Genomic DNA, 12,830 nt, shown 5'->3' on the forward strand with positions numbered 1-12,830 from the left:
GAGGCGCGCGCAGGACAAGGCAGCCCCCGAAGGCAGCACCCGAAGGCAGCACCCGAAAGCAGAACCGAAGCAGAGCCGAAGCAGAACCGAAGCAGAGCCAAAGCAGAACCCAGGTAGCACCGAAGCAGCAAAAAAACAGAACGAGCCGCAACGACAAACCAGGAGAGATCGATGCAAGGGAAGGCAACACTGAAGTACATGCTGCTGGGCGGGGTGCTCGCCACCGCGTCCATGCTGGCCCCCGTGGCGCAGGCGCAGACCAAGTGGGACTTGCCGACCGGCTACCCCACCAACAACCTGCACACCGAGAACCTGCAGCAGATGGCCAGCGATGTGGAGAAGGCCACCGGCGGCAAGCTCAAGATCGTGATCCATCCCAACGGCTCGCTGCTCAAGGCCAACGAGATCAAGCGCGGCGTGCAGACCGGCCAGGTGCAGATGGGCGAGATCCTGATGTCGCTGCTGGCCAACGAGAACCCGGTGTTCGGCGTGGACGCGGTGCCCTTCCTGGCCACCAGCTACCAGGACTCCTACAAGCTGTGGCAGGCGTCGCGCGCGGTCACCGACAAGGTGCTCGACAAGCAAGGCATGAAATTGCTCTACGCCGTGGCCTGGCCGCCGCAAGGCATCTACGCCAACAAGCCGATCAACGCCGCGGCCGACATGAAGGGCCTGAAGTGGCGCGCCTATAACCCCGCCACGTCCAAGATCGCCGAACTGGTGGGCGCGCAGCCGGTAACCATCCAGGCCGCCGACCTGGCGCAGGCGCTGGCCACCGGCACGGTCAACTCGTTCATGTCCTCCGGCGCCACCGGCGTCGACACCAAGGTGTGGGAGAGCGTGAAGTACTTCTATACGGTGGACGCCTGGCTGCCAAAGAACATGCTGGTGGTCAGCAAGAAGGCCTTCGCCGCGCTGGACAAGCCGACACAGGACGCCGTGCTCAAGACCGTGGCCGAGGCCGAGAAGCGCGGCTGGCAGGTCTCCGAGCAAAAGACGCGCGAATACCTGGCCGTGCTCGGCAAGAACGGCATGGCCGTGCAGCCGCCCTCGCCGCAGCTCAGGCAGGACATGCAGAAGGTTGGCCAGACGATGGTGGACGAATGGGCCAGGAGCGCCGGCGACGACGGCAAGGCCATCCTCGAAGCCTACAAGAAGTAAGCCGGCTTCCGGCGACAAACCAGCGGGCAGCGGCGCAACGGCAAGCGCCCCCCATGTAGCCGCGGCAGCGTTCCAGCCGCCGCGGCCCGCGTCTCTTTTCACCGCATCATCCCTCCTCACCCGCCATGGAAGCTCCTGCTGTCAACAAGCGCTGGCTGGACCGGCTGCTTGACCTGCTCGCCGTGCTCGGCGCGCTGTGCATCCTCGGGGTCTGCATCGTCATGATCCTGATGTCCTTCTCGCGCGAGACCACCATCATCTTCAAGGGCGGCGACGACATCGTCGCCTGGCTTTGCGCCGCCTCCGCCTTTCTCGTGCTCGGCCAGACCTTCCAGCACGGCGGCATCGTGCGCGTGGAAATGCTGCTCGAAGCCGTGAGCCCGCGCCAGCGCTGGTGGCTCGAACTGCTTTCGCTGACCATCTGCGCCGCCTTCGCGGCCTATGCCACCTGGGCCTTGTTCAGCTTCGCCTGGCAGAGCTGGGAAATCGGCGATGTCTCGCAGGGCCAGATCGTGGTGCCCCTGTGGATTCCGCAGAGCTTTGCCGTGCTGGGCTGCGCCGGCTTCACGCTGGCCGTGCTCGACGAGTGGCTGCGCGTGGCGCGCCGCCAGAAGCCCCGCTACCAGCTGGCGCAGGAAGCCAAGCTGGCCGCCGGCGATTTCGGGGAGACCGTCTGATGAGCACCATCCTTGTTTCCCTGGTCCTGCTGGTGGTGATGATCGTCTTCCTGGTGATCGGGGCGTGGATCCCGGTGGCCATCGCCGTCACCTCCTGGGTGGGCCTGGTGGTCTTCGCCGACCACGATGCGCTGGTCAACCTGGCCAACTCATGGTGGTCGTCGAGCGCCTCCTACACCCTGGCCTCGCTGCCGCTGTTCGTATGGATGGGCGAGATCCTGTTCCGCACCAAGCTGTCCGAGCAGATGTTCAACGGCCTGTCGCCATGGCTGAACTGGCTGCCCGGGCGACTGATGCACGTCAATATCCTGGGCTGCGGCATCTTCGGTTCCGTCTCGGGCTCGTCGGCGGCCACCTGCGCCACCATCGCCAAGTCCGCGCTGCCGGAACTGACGCGGCGCGGCTATGACGAGCGCGTGACGCTGGGCTCGCTGTCGTGCGCCGGCACGCTCGGCATCCTGATCCCGCCGTCGATCACCATGGTGGTCTATGCGGTGTCGGCCGACGTCTCCATCATCCGGGTGTTCCTGGCGGGTTTCCTGCCGGGCTTGCTGCTGATGCTGCTGTTCTCCGGCTATATCGTGGTGTGGGCGCTGTCCAACCCGGACAAGACACCGCCGGCCGAGCGCTTCGACTGGCGCTCGCGCCTGGCCTCGGTGCGCCAGCTGATGCCGTGCATGATCCTGATCGCCTTCATCACCTGGATCATGATCACCGGCTATTCCACCGCCACCGAGGCGGCCGCCTACGGCGTGGTGGCGTCGCTGGGACTGGCGTGGATGGGCGGCTCGCTGACGCGCAAGGCGTTCTGGGAAAGCCTCATGTCGGCCACGCGGCTGACCGCCATGATCATGTTCGTGCTGGGCGCCACCTCGTTCCTGTCGGTGACCATGAGCTTCACGGGGATCCCGCGCGCGCTGGCCGAATGGGTGGCTTCGATGCACCTGTCGCCGTGGTCGCTGATCGCCGTGCTGACGGTGATCTATATCCTGCTGGGCACCGCGCTGGACGGCATTTCCATGATCGCGCTGACCACCGCCACGGTGCTGCCGATGGTGCAGGCCGCGGGCTTCGATCTGGTATGGTTCGGGATATTCATCGTGCTGCTGGTCGAGATCGCCGAGGTCACGCCACCCGTGGGCTTCAACCTGTTCGTGCTGCAGAGCATGACGGGCAAGGACAGCAACTACATAGCGCGGGTATCGCTGCCGTTCTTCATGATGATGGTGGTAGCCATCGGCATCATCACCGTGTGGCCCGACCTGGTCACATGGCTGCCCGACGTGGTGATGCAGAAAGAACTGAAGTGACGGCCGCCCCGCGCTGCCGGCAGCATTGCAATGCAGCGGGGGCCGCGGCCCCCAACGGAGTGCCATGCATGTGATCGTCATCGGCGCCGGCGTGATCGGCGTCTGCTCGGCCTGGTACCTGCGCGAAGCGGGCTTCGAAGTGACCGTGGTGGAGCGGCGCGCCGCACCTGCGCAGGAGTCCAGCTTCGGCAATGCCGGCGTGATCGCGCCGGGCTATGTCACGCCATGGGCCGCGCCCGGAATGCCGGGCAAGGTGCTGCGCAACCTCTTCGCCAGCACCTCGCCGGTACTGTTCCGGCCCAGCGCCGATCCGGCCATGTGGCGCTGGATCCTGCGCTGGCTGGGCGAATGCACGCTGGAGCGCTACCGCGTCAACAAGGTGCGCATGCAGCGCCTGGCCTTCTACAGCCGCGAGTGCCTGCACAAGCTGCGCGGCCGGCTCGAGATCGACTACGAGCAATCGCAGGGTTATCTGCAACTGTTCCGTACCCGCCGCGACCTGGACCTGGCAGGGCCCGCCCTGGCGCTGCTGCGCGAGCACGAGGTCCCGCATCGCCTGGTCGATGCCGCGGGTTGCCGGGGCATCGAACCCGGGCTGACCACCGACACCCCGCTGGCCGGCGGCCTGCACCTGCCCGAGGACGAGTCGGGCAACTGCCCGATGTTCGTGCGCCGGCTGCGCGTGCTGGCCGAAGCCGCGGGCGTGCGCTTCGTCATGGACAGCGACGCCGCCGCCCTGCGGCCGCTGCCGGGCGGGCAGCTCGCGCTGGACTTGCGCGATGCCGGCGGCGGCGCCGGCAGCATCAAGGCCGGCGGCGTGCGCGAAACGCTTGCGGCGGACCGCGTGCTGGTGTGCGCGGGCGTCGCCAGCGCGGCGCTGCTGCGCCCGCTCGGCCTGCGCATTCCGCTCTATCCGGTCAAGGGCTACTCCGCCACGGTGCAGGTCAGCGACGAGCTGCAGGCACCGCTGGCCGCGCTGATGGACGAATCGTACAAGGTGGCCATCACGCGCATGGGCAACCGCCTGCGCATCGCCGGCACGGCCGAACTCGGTTCGCGCCGCCTCGACCTGCGCCCCGCCGCCATCAATACCTTGCTCAAGGTCGCGCGTGACTGGTTTCCCGTGGCCGGCCACTACGGCAGCGCCACGCTCTGGGCCGGCGCGCGGCCCATGCTGCCGGACGGCCCGCCGCTGATCGGCGCGACTGCCGTGCCCGGGCTCTTCCTCAATCTCGGCCACGGTTCGACCGGCTGGGCCATGGCCTGCGGCTCGGGCCGCGTCGCCGCCGACCTGATCGCCGGCAACCGCCCCGCCATCGACCTGGACGGCCTGACGCCGGCCCGCTACGGGCTCGGCCCGCGCTGATCATGCAGACACCTTTGCCATTGCCCTCCCGGCCGGCCGATGCCTGGCTGGCGCTTGACGCCGCAAGCCACGGCGAGATCCCGCTCTACGACGTGGCCGCCATCCGCCGCATCGAGGCCAGCGCCATGGCCACGCTGCCCGCATTCGAGCTGATGTCGCGCGCGGGCGCGGCCGCGGCGGACTGGCTGGCGCGGCAAGCGCCGGACGGCCCGCTGCTGATGCTGGCCGGCCCCGGCAACAACGGCGGCGACGCGCTGGTGGCCGCCACCCGCCTGCACCTGGCCGGCCGCAAGGTCCAGGCATGGCTGACAGCCGACCCGGACCGCCTGCCCGCCGATGCGGCACGCGCGTGGCTGGAGGCGCGCGCGGCCGGCGTGCCGCTGCATGCGGTGCCCGAATCCGCCTGCCGCGGCGGCTTGCCGCCGTTCCCCGCCGACACCCGCGCGCTGGTGGACGGCTTGCTCGGCATCGGCCTGAACCGCGCCGCCGACGGCTACATGGCGCAGTGGATCGTCCAGGCGAACGACGCTGGCTTGCCGGTATTCGCGCTCGACATCCCCAGCGGCCTGTTCGCCGATACCGGCGCCGGCGCGCCGGCGGTGCGGGCCTGCCGCACGCTGACCTTCATCGGCGCCAAGCCCGGCCTGCTCACGCTCGATGGCCGCGACTGCGCGGGCGAGGTCGACATCGCCCCGCTGGGCCTGCCCTACCCGCCGGCCGAAGCGCCCTGCGCCATGGTCGGCCTGCCGGCATCGTTCGCCGCAGCGCTGCCCGCGCGCCGGCACGCCACCAACAAGGGCAGCTTCGGCTCGCTGGCCGTGATCGGCGGCGGCATCGGCATGACGGGGGCGCCCTTGCTTGGCGCGCGCGCCGCGCAGCACCTCGGTGCCGGGCGCGTGCATATCGCCTTCCTGGCGCAACCGGCCCCGCTGCTCGATCCCGTGCACCCGGAGCTGATGCTGCACCCGCTCGCGGATATCGAGCTGGCGAACATGTCCGCGCTGGTGATCGGCCCCGGCATGGGCACCGGCGCCGCGGCCCGCAAGCAGTTCGCGCAACTGCTGCACGGCTGCGCCGCGGCCACCGGCGCGCCCGCGCTGGTGCTGGACGCAGACGCGCTCAATATGCTGGCCGCCGACCCCGCGCTGGCTGCCATGCTGGCGGCCAGCCAGCTGCCCCGCGTGATGACGCCGCACCCGCTGGAGGCGGCACGCCTGGCCGGCCTGAGCGTGGCCGAGATCCAGCGCGACCGCCTCGCGGCGGCGCGCTCGCTGGCGGCGCAATGGCAGGCGGTGGTGGTGCTCAAAGGCTCTGGCACGGTGATCGCGGCACCTCCCGACGCAGGGAGCACCCAGGCCCTGTCGATCAATCCGACCGGCAACGCCGGGCTGGCCACCGCCGGCACTGGCGACGTGCTGGCCGGCATGATCGGCGCCCTGCTGGCGCAGGGCATGCCGCCGCTGCAAGCCGCGCAGGCAGCCGTATGGCTGCACGGGCGTGCCGCCGATTTTCTGGTGGCCGAGGGCACCGGCCCCGCGGGACTGACCGCCAGCGAGCTTTACATACCGCTGCGCAGCCTGTTCAACGCCCTGCTGCGGGAGCCGCGCCGCGCATGAACAACGCCACCGATCGCGGCGCACGCCTGGCCCCGCCGGCTCCGGCGAACTCCCCGGCCCGGCGCCAGCTGCTCACCGGCGTTGCGCTGCTGGTGCTGGGCCAGTGGATACTGAGCCTGCTCGACGCCAGCAGCAAGACGCTGACCCATCAGGGCGTGCCGGTGGTCGGCGTGGCCTGGGTGCGCTACGTGGGGCATGTGGTTGCCATCTTCCTGCTGCTGGGGCCGGCACGCTTTCGCGCGCAATGGCGTCCGGTAAAGCCGGGCCTGCAATGGCTGCGCGGCGGGCTGATGCTGGTTTCCACGCTGGTGTTCTTCAGCGTGCTCAAGCTGATGCCGCTGGCCGAGGCCACCGCGCTGAACTTTTGCGCGCCGCTGTTCGTGGTGGCGTTGTCGCCGTGGCTGCTGGGCGAGCGCCCCGGCATCCATGCCCGCGCCAGCCGCTGGACCGGCGTGGCGATCGGCTTTGCCGGCATGCTGGTGGTGGTGCGCCCCGGTGGCGAGCTGAGCGCGACCGGCATTGCGCTGGGCCTGCTGTCCGCGCTGGTGTTTGCGCTGATGCAGATGCTCACGCGGCGCATCGCCGCGCATGACGCCCCCATGACCACGCTGATCCAGAGCGGCTTCACCGGCGCGGCCCTGACCACCGTGCTGGTGCCCTTCTTCTGGTTCGACGCCGCGCCCACGCCGCTGCAGGCGGTCTTGCTGCTGAGTACCGGCATCACCGGCTCGGTCGGACATTACTTCGTCATCCGCGCGTTCCAGTATGCGGATGCGTCGTTCCTCAGCCCCTTCCTGTACCTGCAGATCCTGTCGGCCACCACCATCGGCTACCTGGCCTTCGGCCAGCTGCCGGACTGGATCACGGCACTGGGCGTGGCGGTGATCTGCGTCGGCGGCGTCTGCGTGGCCGGCGGCGAATCGGCGCTGCGCGCGGTGGCGCGGCGGCTTGGACGCGCGCAGTGAGTGTCAGCCAGGCGCCGACAGCGCGCCATACCCCCATTTGGTAGTGTTTCCGAATCCGCAGCAATGCTGTCTATTCCCGCTATTTGCCAAAGCCGCGTCAAGCGGGAGCGCTATACTTGAAAGCGGCTTCCGCCGGCCGGTCTCCGTACTGCATACCCAAGAATCTCCAGAGAATCACGCACGCATGCCCACCGATCTCCACGCCTGGCACTCTCTCCTGCAGCATCATGAAGCGATCCGCGAAACACCGATGCGCGACTGGTTTGCGGCCGGCGATGCAGGCCAGCGTGTCGCCCAGTTCTCACTGGAAGCGGCCGGCCTGTATCTCGACTATTCCAAGAACCGCATCACGCCGCAGACCGTTGCCCTGCTGATGCAGCTGGCCGACGAGGCTGGCGTCCCCGGGCGCCGCGACGCCATGTTCGCAGGCGACCACATCAACGCCACCGAAGACCGCGCCGTGCTGCACATCGCGCTGCGCGCCGAATGCAACTCTGCGTTCAAGGTCGACGGCAAGCCGGTGATGTTCGCGATCCATGACGTACTCGAGCGCATGCGCGCCTTCTCCGGGCGCGTGCGCAGCGGCGAGTGGACCGGCGCCACCGGCAAGCGCATCACGGACGTGATCAACATCGGTATCGGCGGCTCGGACCTGGGCCCGCGCATGGTGTGCCGGGCGCTGTCGCACCTGGCCGGCGGCGGGCCGCGCATGCATTTCGTCTCCAACGTGGACGGCACCGAACTGGCCGAGACGCTGGAGCGCCTGGACCCGGAACAGACCCTGGTGATCGTCTGCTCGAAGACGTTCACCACGCTCGAGACCATGGCCAACGCCAACAGCGCGCGCGAGTGGTTCCTCGCGCGCGGCGTGAACCAGGCGCAACTGGCCAGCCATTTCGCCGCGGTGTCGACCAATGTGGAAGCGGTGCGCGCCTTCGGCATCGACCCGGCCCATATGTTCGAATTCTGGGACTGGATCGGCGGGCGTTTTTCGCTGTGGTCGTCGGTGGGGCTGTCGATCGCGCTGGCGGTCGGCTTCGACGCCTTCGCCGACCTGCTGGCCGGCGGCCGCGCCATGGACGCGCATTTCGCCAGCGCGCCGCTGGAACGCAATATGCCGGTGGTGCTGGGCATGCTCGGCATCTGGTACCGCAACTTCTTCGGCATGCCGACCAGTTGCATGGCGCCCTATTCCACTTCGCTGGAACTGTTCCCCGCCTTCCTGCAGCAACTGGAGATGGAGAGCAACGGCAAGTCGGTCCAGCTGGATGGGCGCAATGTGCGCGCGCATACCGCCCCCGTGGTCTGGGGTTCGGCCGGCACCAACGGCCAGCACGCGTATTTCCAGCTGATTCACCAGGGCTCGCAGATCGTGCCGGTGGATTTCGTGGCGCCGCTGCGGCCGCCGCGCGAGCTGCCCGGCCACCATGCCAAGCTGCTGGCCAACTGCTTCGCGCAAGGCGAGGCGCTGATGCGCGGGCGCAGCGCCGAGGAATTGCGCGCCGGCGGCATGCGCGACGAGCTGCGGATCGCGCATATGGTGTTCGAGGGCAACCGGCCCAGCAATACGCTGCTGATCGAAGACATCACGCCACATACGCTGGGCGCGCTGATCGCCCTCTATGAACACCGCACCTTCGTGCAGGGCGTGGTCTGGAACATCAACTCGTTCGACCAGTGGGGCGTGGAGCTTGGCAAGATCCTGGCCAAGCCGATCGAGGCAGAGCTGACAGGCACCGCGGCCGCGCCGGCGCAGCACGATGCCTCCACCAGCAACCTGATCGCTCGGGCGCGCGCCGCGCTGGGCCAGCCCTAGCCCGCGCCTGCCGGCCGGCCTGCGCGCGGCGCGGGGTCAGACCGGCGCGCTCATCCATTCGTCCCTGGCCACGCGCCCTGCCTCGATGGTCAGGATGCGCCCGCAGCGCGCCGCCACCGAGCGGTCGTGCGTCACCAGCACCAGGGTCGAGCCGGCGTCGCGGTTCAGCTCGAACATCAGGGCGATCACAGCCTCTCCGGTGGCCGTGTCGAGGCTGCCGGTGGGCTCGTCGGCGAACAGGATATCGGGCCGCGCGACGAAGGCGCGCGCAAGTGCAACGCGCTGCTGCTCGCCGCCGGACAGCGTGCGCGGATAATGGGAAAGCCGCCCGCCCAGGCCAACGCGTTCCAGCATGTCGGCGGCGCGTTCGCGCACGCTGGTGGTTTCCCCGCGCAGTTCGAGCGGCAGCATGACATTCTCCAGCGCGTTCAGGTGGCCGACCAGCTGGAACGACTGGAACACAAAGCCCACATGGCGTCCGCGCTGCGCCGCGCGCTGGTCTTCGTCGAGCTCGAACAGGTCCTGCCCGTTGAGCCTGACGGTGCCCGTGGTGGGCAGGTCCAGGCCAGCCAGCAGGCCCAGCAGGGTCGACTTGCCCGAGCCGGAAGCGCCGACGATGGCCAGCGTCTCCCCGGGCGTGACGGAAAACGTGACGTCATGCAAAATCGTCAGCGAACCGGTCGTGTCGGCAACGGTCTTTCCTAGTGACTCGACAGCAAGAATGGAAGAAGACATGAGCAAGAAGTTCTGGTGCGGTTGGCGCAAGCTGGCGCTGGCGCTATGTGCTGCCACGGTGTTGCCCGTCACCGCATCGGTGGCGCACGCGGCAACGCAGGCGCCGGCCATCCTGGTGCTGGGCGACAGCCTGTCCGCCGAATACGGCATCGCGCGCGATGCGGGCTGGGTCAAGCTGCTGGAAACGCGGCTGCGCACAGAGCGTCTCGATTATAGCGTCGTGAATGCCAGCATCAGCGGCGAGACCACCGTGGGCGGCAAGACCCGCCTGCCCGACCTGCTGGCCCGGCACCATCCGGCCGTGGTGATCGTCGAGCTCGGCGCCAACGATGCGCTGCGCGGCCTGCCGCTGCAGACCACCGAGGCCAACCTGCGCAGCATCGTCAGCGGCGCGCAGCAGGCCAAGGCCAGCGTGCTGCTGGTCGGCATGCGCATCCCGCCCAACTACGGGCCGGACTATACCGAGCGCTTCTTCGCGCTCTATCCCAGACTGGCCAGCGAGTACAAGACGCGGCTGGTGCCATTCCTGCTCGAGCACGTGGTGAGCAAGCCGGACTGGTTCCAGCAGGACCGCATCCATCCCACCGCGCAGGCCCAGGGCACCTTGCTCGATACGGTGTGGCCGCAGCTCAGGCCCCTGCTCAAAGGGCCCGCGGCGCGCACCGCCGGACGCTAGGGATTGCCGTGGCATCGGGCCTGCGCGCAGCGCCGGGCCGCCTGAAACGAGAAGAGGCGCCACATGGGCGCCTCTTCTCGTTTGCTGCGATGCCGGTGTTACTGCGCGGCGGCACCGCTGGCTGAACCTGCGTCCGCGGCCGCCGCGGGCTTGAGGACCTTCACCTTCGCACGGGCCTTCAGGCTGTCGTAGAAGGCTTCCAGTTCGGTCTGGCCGGCCATCTGGGCCAGTTGCTGGGCTTCGCCCTGGCGCTGCGCGGCGTCGGCCTGCGCGGGCTGGCTGATCTTGGTGATGCGGTAGATCGCATAGCCATCCGCGCCCAGGTCCACCCCGACCAGCGCGGGCAGCTTGGCGACATCGGCGCGCATCACGGCCTCCAGCGCCTTCGGCTGCAGGCCGCCGGCCTTGGCACGCGAGACCGTGACCGCGGCGCCGAAGCCCTCGGCGCTTGCGCTCTTCTTCAGCGCCTCGAGGCGGGCCGCGCCTTCCTTGTCGGCCAGCTCGGCTGCCTGCTGCGCGATATAGCCTTCGCGCACCTTGGCCTGCACCTCCTCGAACTTGCGCGTGGTGGCCGGACGGTAGTCGACGATGCGCGCCGCCACCAGGGTGTTGGGCGCCACCTGCACGGCTTCCGTATTGCGCTTGCTCTTGATCGAGTCGTCGCTGAACAGGGCCTTGAGCAGCTTCTCGTTGTTGAGCGGGCTCTGCGCACCCAGCGCCGGGTTGGGCTCGCGCGTCACGTTGTCGGCGCTCTGGATGGCCAGCTTGAACTTCTCGGCCGCCGGCTTGAAGCTGTCCGACTGTTCATAAACCGTGTTGCCGAACGAATCGGCCAGCTCGGTGAACTTCTTGGCGGCCAGTTGCTTGCGCAGTTCGGCTTCCAGTTCGGTGCGGACCTGGTCGAGCGGCTTGGTCTCGGCCGCCTTGATGCCGGTGAGCGTGATGATGTGGTAGCCGTAGTCGGTCTCCACCACGTCGCTGATCTGGCCGTCCTTGAGCGCGAACATGGCGTCCTCGAACGGCTTGACCAGCGCGCCGCGGCCCATGAAGCCGAGGTCGCCGCCCTTCTCCGCCGAGCCCGGGTCCTTCGATTCCTTGCGGGCCACGTCGGCGAAGGATTCGGGGTGCTTGCGCAGGTCGTCCAGCAGCTTGGTGGCCTTGTCCTTGGCGGCCTTGCGGTCCGCCGCCGGGGCATCCTTGGCGGCGGCGATCAGGATATGGCTGGCGCGGCGCTGCTCGTCGGTGCGAAAGCGCGCGATATTGCTGTCGTAGTAGGACTTGAGCTCATCGGGCGTGACCGCCAGCGACGCGGCCAGCGCATCGGCCGACAGCACGAGGTAGTCGACCTTGGCCTGCTCGGGCACGGCGAACTGGGCCTTGTGGCTTTCGTAGAACGCCTTCAGCGCGGCATCGTCCGGGTTGACCTTGGCGGCGAAGTCGGCGGGCTTGAACTGCAGCACCTGCACATCACGCTGCTGGTCGCGGATGGCGATCAGGCGGTCGAGCAGTGACTTGGGAACGAAGGCGGTACCGCCGATCGAGCCGCCCAGCTGCTGCGTGGCGAGATCGAAACGCATGCGCGCGTCGAACTGCTCGGGCGTCATGCCCTGCTGGGCCAGCAGCGCGACGTAAGCCTTGTCGTCGATGGTGCCGTCCTTCTTCTTCGGCAACTGCGCGATGGCCGGGATGCTGCTGATGCTCTCGAACAGGCGTTCGTTGGAGACGGTCAGGTGCTTGCTGGCGACCTCGTTGGCCACCACGCGTTGCAGGATCAGCTGGTCGAGCACCTGCTGGCGGGCCTGCGTGCCTTCGAACTGGCGCGGGTCATAGTTGGTGCCGAGCACCTGGCGCATGCGCTCGCTCTGGTCGCGCACCACGTTGTCGACTTCCTGCGTGGTGATCGCGCGGCCGTCGACCTTGGCTGCGTCGTGCGAGCTGTCCATGAAACGCGAGTAGCTCTCCACGCCGAAGAACACAAACGACGGGAAGACAAGCACCAGCAGCAGCAAAAGCATCAAGCGCCGGTTGTTGCGAACGAAATCAAGCATGCTGACTCAGGAAAAGGGTTGGTACGAACGGCAAACTCCGGGATTCTATCAGGAGCGGCAGGCTTCACGTGATTTGCGGGTGCCGCGCTCGCCTGGCGCATCACGGCAGCGCGCGGCGAATGGAGGTTTGCGCGAAGGCGGCAGGCGCAGAAAAGCAAAACGGGCCGCGAAGGGCCCGTTTTGCTGACTGCGTATATCTGGCGGAGTGGACGGGGCTCGAACCCGCGACCCCCGGCGTGACAGGCCGGTATTCTAACCAACTGAACTACCACTCCTGGATTCGGTGCGGCTGCATGCGCCGGTGGTGTGGCTTGTCTTGCGGCAGGAGCGATGGTGGGTGCTGAGGGGCTCGAACCCCCGACCTACGCCTTGTAAGGGCGCCGCTCTACCAACTGAGCTAAGCACCCGCTCGTACCGCAGCCACACTGCATGCTGCAAGCATCGCCGCGCACATATCAGA

Annotated in this window: 10 protein-coding genes and 2 tRNA genes; 8 read left to right on the top strand and 4 right to left on the bottom strand. The window is 68.4% G+C overall.

From position 1 onward, the window contains the following. The first annotated feature begins 198 nt into the window (after positions 1-198). From AB4Z48_RS16605 to pgi, 7 genes are all read left to right on the top strand, one after another. A complete protein-coding gene (locus AB4Z48_RS16605) occupies positions 199-1,161 on the top strand; it encodes a TRAP transporter substrate-binding protein (protein ID WP_441616494.1) in 963 nt (320 codons plus the stop codon). 125 nt (positions 1,162-1,286) lie between these two features. Further along, on the top strand, positions 1,287-1,838 hold the full coding sequence (locus tag AB4Z48_RS16610) for a TRAP transporter small permease subunit (RefSeq protein ID WP_441615799.1): 552 nt from the start codon (positions 1,287-1,289) through the stop codon (positions 1,836-1,838). Further along, positions 1,838-3,148 carry a TRAP transporter large permease gene (locus AB4Z48_RS16615; RefSeq protein ID WP_441615801.1) on the top strand — a complete coding sequence of 437 codons (1,311 nt, stop codon included), beginning with the start codon at positions 1,838-1,840 and terminating at the stop codon, positions 3,146-3,148. Before AB4Z48_RS16610 ends, AB4Z48_RS16615 begins: the two co-directional genes overlap by 1 nt. Positions 3,149-3,212: 64 nt before the next feature. Further along, positions 3,213-4,514, top strand: a complete 1,302-nt coding sequence (locus AB4Z48_RS16620; RefSeq protein WP_441615803.1) for a D-amino acid dehydrogenase — start codon at positions 3,213-3,215, stop codon at positions 4,512-4,514. Positions 4,515-4,516: 2 nt separating this feature from the next. Continuing rightward, positions 4,517-6,130: an NAD(P)H-hydrate dehydratase gene (locus tag AB4Z48_RS16625; RefSeq protein WP_441615805.1), complete on the top strand. Its 1,614-nt coding sequence runs from the start codon at positions 4,517-4,519 to the stop codon at positions 6,128-6,130. Next, a complete protein-coding gene (locus AB4Z48_RS16630; protein WP_441615807.1) occupies positions 6,127-7,095 on the top strand; it encodes a DMT family transporter in 969 nt (322 codons plus the stop codon). Before AB4Z48_RS16625 ends, AB4Z48_RS16630 begins: the two co-directional genes overlap by 4 nt. Before the next feature lie 184 nt (positions 7,096-7,279). Further along, positions 7,280-8,911 carry a glucose-6-phosphate isomerase gene (gene pgi / locus AB4Z48_RS16635; protein WP_441615809.1) on the top strand — a complete coding sequence of 544 codons (1,632 nt, stop codon included), beginning with the start codon at positions 7,280-7,282 and terminating at the stop codon, positions 8,909-8,911. Between the two features lie 36 nt (positions 8,912-8,947). Here the strand turns inward: pgi and AB4Z48_RS16640 are convergent, their stop codons facing one another. After that, positions 8,948-9,646 carry an ABC transporter ATP-binding protein gene (locus AB4Z48_RS16640; RefSeq protein WP_441615811.1) on the bottom strand — a complete coding sequence of 233 codons (699 nt, stop codon included), beginning with the start codon at positions 9,644-9,646 and terminating at the stop codon, positions 8,948-8,950. Here AB4Z48_RS16640 and AB4Z48_RS16645 point away from each other — a divergent pair. After that, the gene (locus tag AB4Z48_RS16645) at positions 9,645-10,322 is read left to right on the top strand and encodes an arylesterase (protein ID WP_441615813.1); all 678 of its coding nucleotides are present in this window, start codon (positions 9,645-9,647) and stop codon (positions 10,320-10,322) included. The two genes, AB4Z48_RS16640 and AB4Z48_RS16645, sit on opposite strands and share 2 nt — an antisense overlap. 98 nt (positions 10,323-10,420) lie before the next feature. Here AB4Z48_RS16645 and AB4Z48_RS16650 read toward each other — a convergent pair whose 3' ends face one another. The 3 genes from AB4Z48_RS16650 to AB4Z48_RS16660 all read right to left on the bottom strand — a co-directional run bounded on the left by AB4Z48_RS16650 (position 10,421) and on the right by AB4Z48_RS16660 (position 12,777). Then, positions 10,421-12,370 carry a SurA N-terminal domain-containing protein gene (locus AB4Z48_RS16650; RefSeq protein WP_441615814.1) on the bottom strand — a complete coding sequence of 650 codons (1,950 nt, stop codon included), beginning with the start codon at positions 12,368-12,370 and terminating at the stop codon, positions 10,421-10,423. Between the two features lie 198 nt (positions 12,371-12,568). Beyond that, positions 12,569-12,645: transfer RNA gene (locus AB4Z48_RS16655), tRNA-Asp, on the bottom strand. Between the two features lie 56 nt (positions 12,646-12,701). Beyond that, positions 12,702-12,777: transfer RNA gene (locus AB4Z48_RS16660), tRNA-Val, on the bottom strand. Positions 12,778-12,830 lie beyond the last annotated feature (53 nt).

It is taken from the genome of Cupriavidus sp. 2TAF22 (assembly GCF_052115045.1).
GTDB lineage: Bacteria > Pseudomonadota > Gammaproteobacteria > Burkholderiales > Burkholderiaceae > Cupriavidus.

Coding starts and splice junctions, on each gene's coding strand:
- AB4Z48_RS16605 (WP_441616494.1), top strand. CDS start 199: ATGCTGCTGGGCGGGGTGCTCGCCACCGCGTCCATGCTGGCCCCCGTG.
- AB4Z48_RS16610 (WP_441615799.1), top strand. CDS start 1,287: ATGGAAGCTCCTGCTGTCAACAAGCGCTGGCTGGACCGGCTGCTTGAC.
- AB4Z48_RS16615 (WP_441615801.1), top strand. CDS start 1,838: ATGAGCACCATCCTTGTTTCCCTGGTCCTGCTGGTGGTGATGATCGTC.
- AB4Z48_RS16620 (WP_441615803.1), top strand. CDS start 3,213: ATGCATGTGATCGTCATCGGCGCCGGCGTGATCGGCGTCTGCTCGGCC.
- AB4Z48_RS16625 (WP_441615805.1), top strand. CDS start 4,517: ATGCAGACACCTTTGCCATTGCCCTCCCGGCCGGCCGATGCCTGGCTG.
- AB4Z48_RS16630 (WP_441615807.1), top strand. CDS start 6,127: ATGAACAACGCCACCGATCGCGGCGCACGCCTGGCCCCGCCGGCTCCG.
- pgi (WP_441615809.1), top strand. CDS start 7,280: ATGCCCACCGATCTCCACGCCTGGCACTCTCTCCTGCAGCATCATGAA.
- AB4Z48_RS16645 (WP_441615813.1), top strand. CDS start 9,645: ATGAGCAAGAAGTTCTGGTGCGGTTGGCGCAAGCTGGCGCTGGCGCTA.
- AB4Z48_RS16640 (WP_441615811.1), bottom strand. CDS start 9,646: ATGTCTTCTTCCATTCTTGCTGTCGAGTCACTAGGAAAGACCGTTGCC.
- AB4Z48_RS16650 (WP_441615814.1), bottom strand. CDS start 12,370: ATGCTTGATTTCGTTCGCAACAACCGGCGCTTGATGCTTTTGCTGCTG.